This window comes from Paraburkholderia sediminicola, from assembly GCF_046027825.1.
GTDB classification, from domain to species: Bacteria; Pseudomonadota; Gammaproteobacteria; order Burkholderiales; family Burkholderiaceae; genus Paraburkholderia; species Paraburkholderia sediminicola_D.
The window spans coordinates 121,547-136,029 of record NZ_JAQQDU010000008.1 but is presented as its reverse complement, the minus strand read 5'-3'; the positions used below and the strand labels follow the sequence as shown (position 1 = coordinate 136,029).

The following is a 14,483-nucleotide window of genomic DNA, read 5'->3' as shown; positions in this document are numbered from 1 at the left end:
TTGCCACTTTAGCTGTGAACTTTGCGAGGTTTGCTGTCTTTTTGTTGGCGAGGCCTGAAGGAATAATTCCGTTATCGCTCCCGTACCGGAGCCCGCATCAATAACGGAGACATGACCATGACCCGCTTTCTCGACGTACCCGCCACGTACCGACTCGTCGCCGATATTGGCGTGCCGCGATTCCTGAGCGAACTCGCCGACACCATCCGCGCCGACTATCTTCGATGGCGCGAATTCGATAAGTCGCCGCGCGTTGCATGTCACTCCCAGGCGGGCGTCATCGAATTGATGCCCGTCGCCGATTCGAACCTGTTCGCCTTCAAATATGTGAACGGCCATCCGATCAACGCCGAACGCGGCATTCAAACCGTGATGGCGTTCGGCGCGCTCGCCTCCGTCGATACCGGCTACCCACTGTTCCTCTCCGAACTTACACTGACCACGGCCCTGCGCACCGCGGCCACTTCCGCGCTCGTCGCAAGAAGCCTGGCCCGCCCTGACTCGCGACGCATGGCCTTGATCGGCAACGGCGCGCAAAGCGAATTTCAGGCGATCGCGTTTCACACACTGCTCGGCATCAATGAGATTCGCGTGTTCGACGTCGATGCGCGCGCAACCGATAAGCTGGCGCGCAATCTCGCCGCATGGCCGGCCCTGCGGCTCGTCCGTGCGGCATCGACCGCCGATGCGGTGCGCGGCGCCGATATCGTCACGACCGTCACCGCCGACAAAACCTATGCGACGATCGTCACGCCCGACATGATCGAGCCCGGCATGCACCTGAACGCAGTCGGCGGCGACTGCCCCGGCAAGACCGAATTGCACGCGGACGTGCTGCGTATGAGCCGCGTGGTTGTCGAATATGAGCCGCAGACGCGTATCGAAGGCGACATCCAGCAGCTCCCCGCCGATTCGCCGGTCACCGAACTGTGGCGCGTGCTTGCCGGAGACGTTGCGGGCCGGGAACACACGGATCAGGTTACCGTGTTCGATTCCGTCGGCTTCGCACTCGAAGACTACTCGGCGCTCCGCTATCTTCACGCACTGGCGCAGCGCCACGACGTGGGCATCGATGTCGCGTTGATCCCGACAGCCAGCGATCCCAAGGACCTGTTCGGCGGCCTGATGCAGACGGCAGCCACACCGGTAGCCCTCGCCCCCGCACTTGCCGGCGCGCTCGCGTTTACGCGCTAATCGAGCTACCCATCCAACCGCCTCGCCTCATATTTCCGTAACCCGCTAACGAACGCCATGAGCCTTCTGTCCGTGCAAGCACCCGCCGCCGTTGTCATGATTCGCCCTCATCGCTTTCATCCGAATCCGCAGACGGCGGCCGACAACGCTTTCCAGCGTACCGGCCACGCCCTTGACTTCACCGAAGCGGCAGCACTCGCCGCGGCGGCACGCGACGAAGTCAGCACTGCGGCGGCAAGCCTGGAAGCGGCAGGTGTACGCGTTCATGTGTTCGACGATGACGGAAAGAACGAGACGCCCGATTCGGTCTTTCCGAACAACTGGTTCTCGACGCATGCGGGCGGCCACGTGGCGCTCTTTCCGATGCACTCGGTCAACCGCCGGCGCGAGCGCAGGCACGATGTGATCGAGCTGCTCAAGACGGCGTACCGCGTGCAGGACGTGATCGACTACTCCGGGCTGGAACACGACGATGTCTTTCTGGAAGGCACCGGCGCCATGGTGCTGGACCACGTCGCACGCGTGGCCTATACGGCGCGCTCGCATCGCGCCGACCCGGTGGCGCTCGAACGCTTCTGCACGCATTTCAACTTCGAGCCCATGTGCTTCGATACCGCCGACGCGGACGGCCGTGCGGTCTATCACACCAACGTCATGATGAGCGTGGCGACCGAATTTGCGCTGATCGGGTTGGACCTGATTCGTGACGACAAGCGCCGCGGTGAAGTCCACACGCGCCTGCTGGAGAGCGGCCGGACTGTTATCCCGCTCACGCACGCGCAGATCGGCAATTTTGCCGGGAATGCACTGGAATTGTCGGGGAAGGAGGGCCGCGTTCTGGCGTTGTCAGAACGGGCGATGTCGTGCCTGACGGCACAACAGAAAGCGCTCATCGAGCGTTCCGCGCAACTGCTGCCGTTGCGCGTGCCGACTATCGAGCTGGCCGGCGGATCGGTGCGCTGCATGCTCGCCGGGATCCACCTGGCTCGACGTTAAGGCAGTCGTTGCCGGGGATTTTGCTTCACCAAGGCCAGCTCAGCGGCTGGCCTGGTCACTTACCTGAATCGCTCAGGACGAAACGGATAGGGATCGGTGAAAGGCTCGGCGCCCGTCATCATTTCCGCCAGCAAGCGGCCCGTCACGGGGCCGAGCGTCAATCCATGGTGGTTGTGGCCAAACGCGAACCAGAGTCCTCGATGGCGAGGCGCTCGTCCAATGACGGGCCGCATGTCGGGCGTGCAAGGACGCAAGCCGAGCCACGGCGCTTCGTCCAGCCTGCGGCCCAGACCGAATACCGGCCGGGCAAGGCTTTCCGCACGCGCGAGTTGAATACCTGTCGGCGGGGCCTCGCGTTGGGCGATTTCAACACCCGTCGTCAAACGCAACCGGCCTTCCATCGGCGCCACGACGTACCCTTTCTCTGTGTCGACAAGCGGCACCGAGAGCATCGTCTTCGTGGCCTCGTAGTGCATGTGATAGCCGCGTTTCGCACGCAGCGGTATCCGATATCCGAGCGGCGCAAACACCTTGTCGGACCACGGGCCAAGGGCCACGACCACCTCTTTGGCACTGACCCTGCCTTGCGACGTCTGCACGGTCCATGCGCCGGCTTCTGGACGCACCGTAGTCGCCTCTCCGGTCAGAAGCGTGCCGCCGCCACTCTCGAACAGCCGCGCATATCCCTTCGTCAACGCCCCCGGGTTGGAAATACTCTTCGGGTCCTGCCAATGCAAGGCGCCACAAAAGCCCGCCTCCAGGCCAGGTTCGCGCGCCAGAAGCCGCGCGGCGTCGAGCGACGCCACGCGCAGTCCATATTGACGTGCCGTCACTTCAGCGGCTGCCGCCTGCCGCTCAAATTCCGTTCGCGTGCGAAATGCCTCGAGCCAGCCACCGTCATGGACGAGCCCTTCGAGACCCGCACGCCCGATCAGTCCATCGTGCTCGGCGACGCTCTCGCGGATCAAAGGCAGCATATCGCGCGCGGCAGCCTCGAGCCGTTCCGGGGACGACGCCCACCAGAATCGCGCGAGCCACGTGGCGAAAGACGGCAAGGCCTTGTAGTCCCAGTAAAGGTCGGTCGACTGATTACGCATGTAGCGCAGCAGCGTTCCAAGATCGCGTGGAAAGCCGTAAGGGATCACCGACGAACACTCGATCAGGCCTGCATTGCCGAAACTGGTCTCTTCACCGGGCCCTCGCCGATCGACGAGGGCCACACGGCGTCCGCGATCCTGCAGATGCAGCGCCGACGATACGCCGACGATCCCGGCGCCCAACACGATCACGTCGAAATCCATAAGTTACTTCGCGATGATGTCGCGCTTGAAGTACTTCTGCGAAAGATTGCTGAGCGTACCGTCCTTCTTCAAAGCGTCGAGCGCGGCATCGATCTTTCCAGCCAACGCCTTGTCGCCTTTGCGCAAACCGAAACCCGTCCCTTCGCCAAGCGTTGCCGGATCGCTCAGCGGTTTGCCGACAATCACATAGTCATGGCCGGCTGGCTTGTTCAGAAAACCATCCTCAACAGTCTGCGCCTCCTGAACGGCAGCATCCAGGCGTCCGGCGACGAGGTCGGCATATACCTGATCCTGGTCCTGGTACGAGACGATCGATACGCCGGCATTCGCCCAATGAGCCTTGAGGAAATCCTCCTGCGACGATCCCTGCAGGACGCCGACGCGTTTGCCCTGCAGGCTCTTCACATCGGGCAGCAAGGGGGAACCGCGCTTAGCCACCATCACGATCGGCACCACGTAGATCGGCGGCGTGAAATCGATGGACTGTTTGCGCTTGTCCGTGATGTTCATCGCGGAATTGATGACGTCGAACTTGCGCGCCTGCAAGGCGGGAATCAGGCCGTCGAACGAATTTTCCACCCACTCGCACTTCACGGCCATCTTTGCGCAAACCGCGTTGCCGACGTCGACGTCGAATCCCTGCAATTGCCCTGTCGGCGACTTGCTCTCGAACGGCGGATACGCCGCCTCGATGCCGAAACGCAAGGTGCTTTGAGTCTCCGCGCTGACGGTGCCGACCGAACCGATCAACGCAGCCGCGACGAAAAGTGAGAGTGAAAGCTTCAGAGGCATGGTGGTTCCCAGTGTAGTTGAAGGGTCGCGAATTCAGGGCGCGAACTGACGCTAACGGCGCAACCTCAAGAAGCCGCGTGAGAGACAAAAGAGACCGGTTTCTCAGTCGCTCTGGAACAACAGTCTATTCTGGACATCGACAATTGCAAGCAATTTTCAAAATAAAAGTCCAGACTGGACTTTTTGACTTTAGAATCGTGCCAACGCCGCAAGCCGGCAACGATCTGGAGAGCAAGCCCATGAGCAGCACAGACCCAGTATTCCCGTTGATCGTCCAACAGGACGCGGTGCGCAACGCACTGCCCCATCTCGATGTTCGCGGTGCGTTGACACGCATGTTTCTCGCGCTGGCGAACGACGCCGCGGTGCAGCCGCCTCAGACCCTCACCCCCTTTCCGCAAGGGGCTGGCGATTTCATTACATACCTCGGGGTCATGGCGGACGCCAAGGTGTTTGGCGCCAAGTTGTCGCCGTACATCGTGACCGGATCGAAGCCGGTTATTACGGCGTGGACGGCACTGATGTCGATGGAAACCGGTCAGCCTTTGATGTGGTGCGATGCGGGTCTGCTTACTATCGAGCGCACCGCCGGTGCGACCGCACTCGCGGTGGATCACCTTGCGGCGGCCGACGCGCGCCGCCTCGCCATCGTCGGTGCGGGTGCGGTGGGACAGGCGCATTTGCGCCACCTCGCGGCACTACGGCCATGGGACTCGATCAACGTGTTTTCACCCGAGCTTGCAGGGAACGAATCGAAGCGCGCGGCGGTGCGTGCCCGTCATGAACGTGTACAGGTTTGCACCACGCTCGAAGCATGCTTGCGCGACGCCGACGTGGTGGCGTTGTGCACGTCCTCGGGCACGCCGGTTCTGTCGGAAAAGATGCTGACGAAGCCGGCGCTCATCACGTCGATTAGCACGAACGTCGCGAATGCTCACGAAATTCCGCCCGCGTGGCTGCAAGACATGGACGTCTATTGCGACTACCGAAAAACCACGCCTGCCAGCGCGGGGGAAATGAAATTGGCGGCGCAGTTGCATGACTGGTCGCCGGAAAGCGTACTCGGCGACCTGCCTGAACTGGTGTCCGGCACAGCCAGAAAACCTTCCGGGCGACAGCACGCGTTTTTCCGCTCAATCGGGCTCGGACTCGAAGACGTCGCGATCGCCAACGAACTATTCAGACACGTAGCCGGGCAGCACAGCGCTTAAGAAAATGGCGGGTGCGTCGCTCATGGCAAAATGGCGCGCAACATCCGGATTCGCGGCATCGTGGCGCAACACGGTGCAGACTTTCCGAAAACTGGAATTTCACCCACCTCTATGCGCAAAACAAAGACAACAGCTGCACGCAGGCTTCTTCTGGATCGATACGGCCGAGTCGCCGACGGTATCGCACTGCTGTTTTTTCCGTACGTTGAAATCGTCATTCATGACTTGCAAAGCCAGACGGTTGCGTACATCGCCAATAACCTGTCCAAGCGCGAACTGGGCGACGACTCGGCACTGGAAGAAATCGACCATTCGGCGGAGTCGGGCACGATCGGTCCATACGAGAAAATCAATTGGGATGGCAGGCGGATGCGCTGCGTCAGCACGGTGCTCTTTGACGACGCTGGCGTTGCCGTTGGTGTGATGTGCGTGAACTACAACATTGCCGTGTTCGAGGACATGAAACATGTCATCGACCGCGTGATCTCCGGTGCCGGCGTCATCAAGCAGCCAGAGGAGCTGTTCAAGGACGACTGGCAGGAACGCATCAACACGTTTCTTCACGCATGGCTTCAGGAACGCCAGCTGGCGCTGAACTCGCTGACTCGCGACCACCGTCGCGAACTGGTCGAAGCGCTTTGGGCCGAAGGCGCATTCAAGGGGAAAAGTGCCGCAAACTATGTGGCAAATGTACTAGGGATGGGACGCGCGACCGTGTATCAACACATCAGGGATCTGCGAGACGCGGAAGCCTGAACGGGTTGAGCGACGCGCCGCCGCTCTAACCGGCGGCGCGTCGATACAACTCAGGCCTTATTGGCCCGTATACCCGAGCGGAACAGTCGCATTGGCCTTGGCGACCGTCGCGTTGTTCGAGACGATGTACTGCGGCACCTCGGTGAGGGTCAGCTTGACCTGGCCGTTGGTATAGGCAAGCGTGCTGGTATTGCCGTAACCATCGATCTTCGTCACGTTGCCCGACGTACCGGCGCTGTCAACCTGAAGCGTATAGCTCGTCGAGTAGGTCTGGCTATAAAGACCACCGCTCGCGGGCCACTGCGCATTGCTGTGCGCCCACGCAGCCGTCACCACCTTGCCGTTGCCGAGTTGCTGGAACGCATACACAAAGTCTCCGGCCGGCGCACCCGTGACCCGGCCCAATGTATTCGTGCCGTCCAGCACACGCGTCATCGTGGCGAAGGCCATCGCTTCGGGTTTCGGCGAGAGGTTCGATGCACCGTACGCGCCTTGTGCATCATTCAGGTCGAAGAACGTGCCATATCCCACTTCGCCGGGATAGTCAGGACCATAGAAGAGCGTCGTCAACTGCGCGCCACCACCCAGCACAATAATGTGCGACCGCACGCCAACCGCGGCCTGGGCAAACAACTGGTTCTGCGACGGCACCGTGGGACCGTAGTTAAGACCCGGATCGTAGCTCGTACCTTGTTCGGTGACGAAGAGCTTCATGTTCGGCTTGCCCGCCTGCATCACCGAACGCAACTGCGTCATCTGGTTATCGAGCGCGTTCGCCTGGTTCGCCGTACTCGGGTCGGAGTCCTGCAATTCAGGCGGATGAGCCGGATAGGTGCCCGCATTCCAGTAGCCATGCGTTGAGACCGCATCAATATAATTCCACAGGCCCAGCGCACCGAATGTCTGCAGATAGCCGGTTGTGCAGGTGGTGCAATTCGCAGGGAACGGGTTGGTGGGGCCCATCACGACGGCATTCGGATCGGTTGAATGAAGGCCCTGGTATGCGGCCTTGTACATGGCGACGAAGTTCGCATTACTATCCGCCCAACCGAGGCTCGGCTCCCACGTCACCTGATAATAGTTGCTTTGCTGGTTCGGGTAGTTTGCAGCGCGAATCAGGCTCGTATCGGTACCGACCTTGCCCATGAAGGTCTGGAACTCAGACATGTTCAACGGCGCGTAGTAGCTGTCGTTGAACTGACCCGTCTTCGAATCCCAGGCAGGCAGTCCATCAAGACGCACGATGCGCATCTGGTCAGGATTGGCCTTGTAGAACGGATCAAGGTCGCTCACGCTCGGCGTGTACGTGTTGGGGCCATTGGGTTCCATGGCCGATACCTCACGATCGTCGATGGTCCACGAGACGCCCATATCGTGCAGCGCGGCAATGTTGTCGTTGAAACCCTGCATGCCGAAGCGGTGCTGATCCTGATGGGCATACGTGACGGTGCCCAGTACCGGCGTCAGATTCGGCAACACGCCGAACGTCGCGATACCCACCGGACGCGTTCCGGTGTTGGGCAAGGTGCCACCGTTCGAGCTCAGCGTGGCAGTCAGCGCGCCATAGCCGGACCACGTCGATGTACACGGAATCGAGTTGGTTTGCACGCCCGCGCTGACCGCAAAACTACCCTGTGTCTTGATCGCGCCATTCGAGTCCGCTACCGACCAGACAACCGTATCTGCGCTCGGCGCGTTCGTCGTAATCGCGAGCGTGAACGGTGCGTTGTTCTGGAAAATGCGCATGCCGTCGGTGGTCGGCGTGTCGGCGCTGATCACGCCGTTGGCGGTTCCGCCGGCGGTGTGTGTCGGCGTGCCGCATGAAAGGGTCGAACTGCCAGGAGTCGGCGTCGGAGTGGGTGCCGGTGCTGGCGTCGGAGTCGGTGCTGGCGTCGGAGTCGGTGCTGGCGTCGGAGTCGGAGTCGGTGCCGGTGCCGGTGCCGGTGCTGGAGCCGGGGCCGGAGTGGGCGTCGGCGTCGGCGTCGGCGCAGGAGCCGGAGTGGGTGCAGGAGCCGGAGTCGGCGCCGGGCTAGCCGCAGCCGCTTTCATCCAGCATGACTTGCCGTAGCCGTATGCGGGATCTGTCTGCGAAACCGCGCCGACATAGCATCCGACGCCGTTGCTAAAGGTAGCAGGCGCCGTCAGCATGACCGACGGCGAGGTGGGCGGAACTGCACCGAACACCACGGAGGCTGTTCCGAGGAATTTGCAGGTGCCGTTCTCTTGTGCGCACAACTTGTATTGCTGTCCTGCGACGGTGATGGTGCTCGTTGCGGCCTGCGCGTTTTCTGCACCAAACCATGCAAACACTGTTGCTGCCGCAACCCCAAAAATTTTGAAGTTTCTCGTCATTGCCGTATGTATCGCTAAAAAGCAGGTTATCCCCGAGGAGTGAGCAAGATCGATCTAAGCCGTCCCGCTTTGGCGTTCTTTTGAGTACAGAGAGAGTTGATGCGGCGAACGCAATGATTGCGTTCATTGCTGATGAAGCGGGTGCTACCGATGTGCCGTTATCCGTTGGCAGAGACCGTTAGGCATTCGAAGGCAGGCCTACTGCCTCCGCAGCGACAACGCGCTCACCATTTCGATCCGTCACTGGTCAACGGATATTTATTACGTATTCCTTACCATCAATCTGAAAGATCCACGCGTTGAAGTTCTATCAGTGACTACACCCTGGGATCTACCACGCCGGGCATCCAGATCGGCATGTAGCTGCGACTCGCGCTGTACACACCCATGGCGTGACAAGTTCTGTCAACGTACCGGCTGGCGTCACAATCGATTCGATTGGCGCACGGACAAAAAACATATGCAAATTATTTACTGCGTGCAGACGACGTGGCCAATAACCTCTGACCCGTTTCGCGCTGACAGGCCAGCGCAGCGTCTATGTGGCAAACAAATTTCCGCTCAGCGCGGACAATCATTAAATTCAGGACACCTGAGAGATTAATCAGACCATTCCGCTTTCAGTCGTGATGGTCCATGCCGATACGAACCCGGTGGTTCGCCGTCAGCGAGTCGAACCCACAACGCGGATACCGCGTCCGGAACCCGAAATTAATTGGGTTGCGAGCCTAATTCCACCAACACCGCCAGAACATCTACCCACGCAACCTTTACTGGATCGATGAGACTTCGGTGCAAGCTCGGTATGACTTACGCGCAGATTTTACGCAGACGAATTATAAACGTTTCATCCGTGTAACGTGGCAACGACCCGAGGTGATAAGTAGTAGTTCAAAGAATCTTCCTCGAAACACTCCCGTCGGTTTTCCAAAGACATGCAAATGGAAAATCTCTGCCTCACGAGCGTGCGGAAAACGCAAGTCTTTGACTCTTGCCGAAGGACGGAGCGTGATCGGAACAACGAATTGCTTCGCTGATTTTCATATTATTAATATCAAACCACGCAAGCAGCCGATATACGTGTCGCGATAACTAAAAAAACACGTGCTCCTGATGCCACCCCAAAGTGAACCCATCAAGGTGTCCAGCGATAAACAACCATGCTGGAACCGTTGTAGTTGTCTTTCGTGATGACGTACTCACCGGCCGATCTAAGGTACGCCCTGAGGCCATACATCGAATCCACGTCGTTGCCCACGTCCACCGTACCCGCACTCGAATTGATTAGCGTCGTGTCGAGATGACCCGTAGTGAGATTGAACGCGTCGATATTGGGCACCGTGTGCACGTAGCCGACGAAAAGATAATTGCCGGCTGCCGTGATCGACTTAGGATTCGCGCTGGTGAGGTTGATCACCGGATTGGGGCTCGTGGTGTTGCCCGCGCTCCAGCCGTGATACACCTCGATCCTCGATTGCATCGCCGTCCAGTCCCAGCTCCCGGCGATGCCTTGCGCGAGAATCATGGTGTCGCTCTCCGGGAGGTAGATGATCCGCGTCAATGGTCGGATGCTCTCCGGAATGGAGATCGTGACCGCGGGTCCCCATGTCGGTTTGCCGTTGCCGTCGAAACCCGCCAGCGGGTAATGATAGATGTGGTTCGTTCTGTCCAGACCAGCCCACACGTCTCCCCTGCTATCGATGCAGAACCCTCCCGTCACCTGTAGCGCCGTATTGAACGCAGGACCTGGAATCGACGCATCCGGAATGGCGATATGGCCGCTCGCCGTGTTGAAATGGAAGAAGTAGAAAATGCCAGGGTTCTGGCCGGAGGCGACGAGGATCCGGTTTCCGCCGACGCTGACGATCTGACCGAAGTGCTCGTCGCGCTGGGTATCGTTCATGTTGAGGCGCGGATCGGACGGATAGGTGAATGGATCAACGGTGTTCGCGACGAAGGTGCCACCCGCGGTGCCGGTGTAGATGTTGGTGCCACCGTAAAAATAGGCGCCGTCCGTTGCCGGGTCCGGGGCGGCGACCGCCTCGAAGTTGAGAGACTGAAGCTTCCATTGCAGGTTGCCGGCATTGTCGTACGCGTGGAGGTCGGTACCGCCATTACGGCCCAGGTCCCACCCTCCGCCCCACGGATTGTTGAGCACATACAGGTTGCCGGCCGCATCTTTGCCAATCCCGGCGACACGCGTGAAGCGCTTGTCGCCAAGCTGGCCTTTGATGCCAGTGGTGTTGTCGAGATAGCCGCCCTGAATGCCGAACGTGCCGACCAGCGTTGGCGCGGCCGACACGTTGTAGATCTTGATGTTCATGTCGGGACCTTCGTCTCCGACCATTAGCTGTCCTGATGATGCGTCGAAATACAGCGCGGACGGTCGCGAGACTGCGGGCATCTGGATGGTGTTCAGCGGCGCGCCAGCTGGACTGAACTCGACGATCGCGGCTGCGCTCTTCTGCGCGACCCAGAGATTGCCAGCGCCATCCAAAGCGAGCGCACCGGGACTCGATACGCTGATGTCCTGCTGCCACACGCCGTCGGTGGTGAAGATCCGAACGCGATTGCTAAAAAAATCGCTCGCATATAGGAGAGAACCAGTCGTTGCGAGGCCGGTGATGACATCGCCCAGCTTGAGCGCGTTCCACACGCTCACGGGGATAAGAAGATCGCGTTTCTGAGTCGCACGGTTGTATCGTCCTACCGACCCGCTGCCATACGATCTGCTGTACTGCAACGCGGCGAAGATCGACGTGGCATTCCCCGTGATGGCGCTACCCTGAAACTCGCTGTTGATTCCAATGGAACCGATGCTCTTGCCGTTCTGGTAGATCGCGACGCCACCCTCGTTTTCATCCCATAAGGATGCCGTATAGATCACGCCTTCGGGCGCGACCCACATCGAGCGCGCGGTATTGCCCACGTGAGTGGCGAGCGTCCCGAATGTATTCGCCAGCCAGTCGGTGGTGTATTGCGCCTGACACACTGACGCGATGACGGCGATCGCGGCGCCAAACAGCGCAATACAAATTCGCTTCCTGATCATGAGTGATGCTCTCCTGGCAACTGTCCGTCGATACCATAAGTCACCGCGAGTCACCGGGTCAAACGTGGGCAATTCAGCAAGCATATTCTTGCCGGGCATTCGCAAGCTCGCTCGCATCGCTCAGTGTGTTGCCATTGCGTGTCGCATACATTTCTGACCATGCCATGCCCTGTTCAAGGCAAGGTGCAGCCCATCAGAACCTGCCTGAGTCCTGTTTCAGCAGGTCCATAAACGCCCGCACCTTGGCGCTCAGCAAACGGCGCGAACTATAAAGCGCCCAGATTTCCACGGGCGAGCCGGCCTCCGCTCCCCAGCAAACGAGCCGCCCCGTCCGTACATCCTGTTCGACCAGCAGACGAGGCAGGAGCGCCGCCCCCACACCCTGCAGCACGGCCTCGCGCACCATCAGCAGCGATGACATGCGCAGCACCGGCATCGGCTTGATGACCCTCACGCCACCACCTTCCGTCTGCATGTTCCAGAGCACGCCGGACGGCGCCGCTATCGACATGACCGCCGGCACCTGCAGCTCGCCTGCTTCACTTGCAGACATGGACGGTATCGACATGCCGGGCGAAGCGACCACGAGACGTTCGTCACCGAGAATGCGCCGCCCTACGAGCTGCTCGTCATGCGGTGGATCGATACGGATCACCAGGTCGTAGCCGTCCTCTACCGGATCCGCGACGCGGTCTTCTGCAATGATTTCGAGCTCGACTTGCGGATAGGCCAGTGCAAAGCGCGCAGCGATCTGACACAGCGCGACGTGCGCGAAAACGACGGGCGCGCTGATGCGCAACCGCCCGCGCGGAACCGGCGCGCGCGACGCGACCGCTTCACCTGCCTCCTGAATCTCCGCCATGAGCCCCCGCGTGCGCTCATGGAGTGCGAGACCTTCTTCGGTCAGACGCAACCTGCGTGCGCCCCGCTCGATCAGCCGCACACCGAGGTCTTCCTCCAACTCGGCCACGTGCCGCGACAGGGTGGCCTTGGGACGGTCGAGCGCGCGACTGGCCGGCCCGAAACCGCCGTGCAGCGCGACGGCATTGAAATCTGCCAGCGACGTTAAATCCATGATCGTTCCATATACGAGACGAGATGTCTAGATTCTTGCACTTTCTACCTCCGTATGGAACGACTATTGTTCGTCTCACGGACTAACCCAGTCCATTCAACCCCAGGAGAAAATCATGGCAATCCTCGTAACTGGCAGCACAGGCGTGATCGGCAAGCAGGTTCTCGATCATCTGAACGGCAGCGGCGCCGACGTGCGGGCGCTAACCCGCTCGCCGGAGAAAGCTCAATTTCCCGAAGGCGTGACCGCGTTCAAGGGCGACCTGGCCGACATCGACGCCGTGCGGCACGCAATGAACGGCGTCAGCACGTTATTCCTGCTGGCCCCCAACGCCGCGGACGAGTTGACACAGGCCCTGCAGACCCTGAGCGTCGCGCGGGAAGCCGGCGTAAAAGGCATTGTTTATCTGTCGGTGTTCAAGGGCGCGGAGTATGTCGATGTGCCTCACTTCACCGGCAAGCACACGGTCGAGCGCATGATCGAGCACTGCGATCTGCCGGCGACGGTGCTGCGCCCCGCCTACTTCATCCAGAACGACGTCAGGCAGAAAGACCCGCTACTGACACACGGCGTCTACGGCATGCCGATTGGCGGCAAAGGCATTTCCATGGTCGATGTCCGCGATATCGGCGAAGCCGCGGCACGCGAACTCCTGCGCCGCGAACGCGCCGCCCACCCTTTGCAGCGTGAAACGTACGAACTCGTCGGACCTGACGTGCTGACGTCGGACACCATCACGGCAATCTGGGCAGAGGCACTGGGACGTCCGGTCCGCTACGGGGGCAACGATCTCGACACCCTCGAACAGCGTCTCAAGGCGGTCGCGCCGGGCTGGCTCGCCTACGACATGCGCCTGATGATGCGCCGCTATCAGCAGGACGGCGCAGTCGCGTCGAAGGCGGAGGTCGATCGCCTGGCCACGCTGCTCGGGCGGCAGCCGCGGTCCTACCGGGACTTTGCGGCAGCGACTGCCGCCGCGTGGGCGAAGGGCTGATTGCTCAGGATGGGCGAAGCGCGCCGTCTCGTACCGCAAGTTTGTACAAGTCGCTGAGTTTCGCCCTCTGTAGCATGTCCGCCGACAAACGTCGTTTCATCAAGGCAAGGCATGACACAAAAAATATTCTGGAGTGCCCCGTATCAAACGGAACTCGATGCGGTGATAACCCAGGTCGACGGCGATCGGGTGCAGGTCGATAAGACGATCTTCTTTGCTTTTTCGGGTGGGCAAGAGAGCGATGCCGGGACGCTCGGTGGCTACCCGGTTCTGTTGGCGGAAAAGCGCGGGCAAGACATCGTCTACACACTGCCGCCCGACCATACCCTCGCGGTCGACGAGCGCGTTACGGTGCGCATCGACTGGGATAGGCGCTACCGGATGATGCGACTTCACTTTGCGGCCGAGATGATCCTTCAGATGGTGTACAGGCATCGTCCTGGGATAGAACGCATTGGCGCGCACATATCGCCGGACAAAGCACGCATCGACTTTGCCAGCGACGTCAGCCTGGCGCCACTGCTGCCGGTCATCGAGCAGGAAGCAATTGCTCTTATCAGCCATGACCACCCGATCCTGACGGCGTTTAGTGACGAGAAAGCCGAGCGCAGGTTCTGGGAAGTCGAAGGCTTCGCCCGAATGGCATGTGGGGGCACGCATCCACGCTCGACCGCCGAGATCGGTGCGCTGAAGCTCAAACGCAAAAACACGGGGAAGGGAAAGGAGCGTGTTGAAATTACGCTCCTTCAGTAGCGCTTCC

Annotated in this window: 13 protein-coding genes; 8 read left to right on the top strand and 5 right to left on the bottom strand. The window is 60.4% G+C overall.

Going from position 1 to position 14,483, the window contains the following annotated elements; translation table 11 throughout:
- Window positions 1–117 precede the first annotated feature (117 nt).
- Window positions 118–1,194: an ornithine cyclodeaminase gene (gene ocd / locus PQQ96_RS06720; RefSeq protein WP_408290207.1), complete on the top strand. Its 1,077-nt coding sequence runs from the start codon at window positions 118–120 to the stop codon at window positions 1,192–1,194.
- A 57-nt stretch (window positions 1,195–1,251) separates the two neighbouring features.
- A complete protein-coding gene (gene ctlX, locus PQQ96_RS06715) occupies window positions 1,252–2,190 on the top strand; it encodes a citrulline utilization hydrolase CtlX (RefSeq protein ID WP_408290206.1) in 939 nt (312 codons plus the stop codon).
- 59 nt (window positions 2,191–2,249) lie between these two features.
- On the opposite strand, the gene PQQ96_RS06710 is transcribed toward ctlX, so the two are convergent.
- Both PQQ96_RS06710 and PQQ96_RS06705 read right to left on the bottom strand, forming a co-directional pair.
- The gene (locus PQQ96_RS06710; protein WP_408290204.1) at window positions 2,250–3,491 is read right to left on the bottom strand and encodes an NAD(P)/FAD-dependent oxidoreductase; all 1,242 of its coding nucleotides are present in this window, start codon (window positions 3,489–3,491) and stop codon (window positions 2,250–2,252) included.
- A 3-nt stretch (window positions 3,492–3,494) separates the two neighbouring features.
- Window positions 3,495–4,283, bottom strand: coding sequence for an ABC transporter substrate-binding protein (locus tag PQQ96_RS06705; protein ID WP_408290202.1), 789 nt, complete (start codon window positions 4,281–4,283; stop codon window positions 3,495–3,497).
- Between the two features lie 239 nt (window positions 4,284–4,522).
- Here PQQ96_RS06705 and PQQ96_RS06700 point away from each other — a divergent pair, with 239 nt between their 5' ends.
- Window positions 4,523–5,494, top strand: a complete 972-nt coding sequence (locus PQQ96_RS06700) for an ornithine cyclodeaminase family protein (protein WP_408290200.1) — start codon at window positions 4,523–4,525, stop codon at window positions 5,492–5,494.
- Window positions 5,495–5,605: 111 nt separating this feature from the next.
- Entirely contained in the window at window positions 5,606–6,250 is a 645-nt protein-coding gene (locus tag PQQ96_RS06695) for a helix-turn-helix transcriptional regulator (protein WP_408290253.1), read from the top strand.
- A 57-nt stretch (window positions 6,251–6,307) separates the two neighbouring features.
- Here the strand turns inward: PQQ96_RS06695 and PQQ96_RS06690 are convergent, their stop codons facing one another.
- Window positions 6,308–8,029, bottom strand: a complete 1,722-nt coding sequence (locus PQQ96_RS06690) for a hypothetical protein (RefSeq protein WP_408290198.1) — start codon at window positions 8,027–8,029, stop codon at window positions 6,308–6,310.
- Between the two features lie 41 nt (window positions 8,030–8,070).
- On the opposite strand from PQQ96_RS06690, the gene PQQ96_RS06685 reads away from it, so the two are divergent.
- Window positions 8,071–8,283, top strand: a complete 213-nt coding sequence (locus PQQ96_RS06685; RefSeq protein ID WP_408290196.1) for a hypothetical protein — start codon at window positions 8,071–8,073, stop codon at window positions 8,281–8,283.
- A 113-nt stretch (window positions 8,284–8,396) separates the two neighbouring features.
- Window positions 8,397–8,645, top strand: coding sequence for a hypothetical protein (locus tag PQQ96_RS06680; RefSeq protein WP_408290195.1), 249 nt, complete (start codon window positions 8,397–8,399; stop codon window positions 8,643–8,645).
- A gap of 1,092 nt (window positions 8,646–9,737) precedes the next feature.
- Here the strand turns inward: PQQ96_RS06680 and PQQ96_RS06675 are convergent.
- Together PQQ96_RS06675 and PQQ96_RS06670 are read right to left on the bottom strand one after the other, a co-directional pair.
- Window positions 9,738–11,654: an NHL repeat-containing protein gene (locus PQQ96_RS06675; RefSeq protein ID WP_408290193.1), complete on the bottom strand. Its 1,917-nt coding sequence runs from the start codon at window positions 11,652–11,654 to the stop codon at window positions 9,738–9,740.
- A gap of 193 nt (window positions 11,655–11,847) precedes the next feature.
- Window positions 11,848–12,729, bottom strand: a complete 882-nt coding sequence (locus PQQ96_RS06670) for a LysR family transcriptional regulator (RefSeq protein WP_408290191.1) — start codon at window positions 12,727–12,729, stop codon at window positions 11,848–11,850.
- 115 nt (window positions 12,730–12,844) lie between these two features.
- On the opposite strand from PQQ96_RS06670, the gene PQQ96_RS06665 reads away from it, so the two are divergent.
- The gene (locus PQQ96_RS06665) at window positions 12,845–13,723 is read left to right on the top strand and encodes an NmrA/HSCARG family protein (protein WP_408290189.1); all 879 of its coding nucleotides are present in this window, start codon (window positions 12,845–12,847) and stop codon (window positions 13,721–13,723) included.
- 111 nt (window positions 13,724–13,834) lie between these two features.
- Window positions 13,835–14,476 (top strand): alanyl-tRNA editing protein, encoded by a 642-nt coding sequence (locus tag PQQ96_RS06660; protein ID WP_408290187.1) that lies wholly within the window; start codon window positions 13,835–13,837, stop codon window positions 14,474–14,476.
- The last annotated feature ends 7 nt before the right edge of the window (window positions 14,477–14,483 follow it).

Excerpts from the sequence above, each read along its gene's own strand:
- ocd (WP_408290207.1), top strand. The coding sequence starts at position 118 with ATGACCCGCTTTCTCGACGTACCCGCCACGTACCGACTCGTCGCCGAT.
- ctlX (WP_408290206.1), top strand. The coding sequence starts at position 1,252 with ATGAGCCTTCTGTCCGTGCAAGCACCCGCCGCCGTTGTCATGATTCGC.
- PQQ96_RS06710 (WP_408290204.1), bottom strand. The coding sequence starts at position 3,491 with ATGGATTTCGACGTGATCGTGTTGGGCGCCGGGATCGTCGGCGTATCG.
- PQQ96_RS06705 (WP_408290202.1), bottom strand. The coding sequence starts at position 4,283 with ATGCCTCTGAAGCTTTCACTCTCACTTTTCGTCGCGGCTGCGTTGATC.
- PQQ96_RS06700 (WP_408290200.1), top strand. The coding sequence starts at position 4,523 with ATGAGCAGCACAGACCCAGTATTCCCGTTGATCGTCCAACAGGACGCG.
- PQQ96_RS06695 (WP_408290253.1), top strand. The coding sequence starts at position 5,606 with ATGCGCAAAACAAAGACAACAGCTGCACGCAGGCTTCTTCTGGATCGA.
- PQQ96_RS06685 (WP_408290196.1), top strand. The coding sequence starts at position 8,071 with ATGAAAGGGTCGAACTGCCAGGAGTCGGCGTCGGAGTGGGTGCCGGTG.
- PQQ96_RS06680 (WP_408290195.1), top strand. The coding sequence starts at position 8,397 with ATGACCGACGGCGAGGTGGGCGGAACTGCACCGAACACCACGGAGGCT.
- PQQ96_RS06675 (WP_408290193.1), bottom strand. The coding sequence starts at position 11,654 with ATGATCAGGAAGCGAATTTGTATTGCGCTGTTTGGCGCCGCGATCGCC.
- PQQ96_RS06670 (WP_408290191.1), bottom strand. The coding sequence starts at position 12,729 with ATGGATTTAACGTCGCTGGCAGATTTCAATGCCGTCGCGCTGCACGGC.
- PQQ96_RS06665 (WP_408290189.1), top strand. The coding sequence starts at position 12,845 with ATGGCAATCCTCGTAACTGGCAGCACAGGCGTGATCGGCAAGCAGGTT.
- PQQ96_RS06660 (WP_408290187.1), top strand. The coding sequence starts at position 13,835 with ATGACACAAAAAATATTCTGGAGTGCCCCGTATCAAACGGAACTCGAT.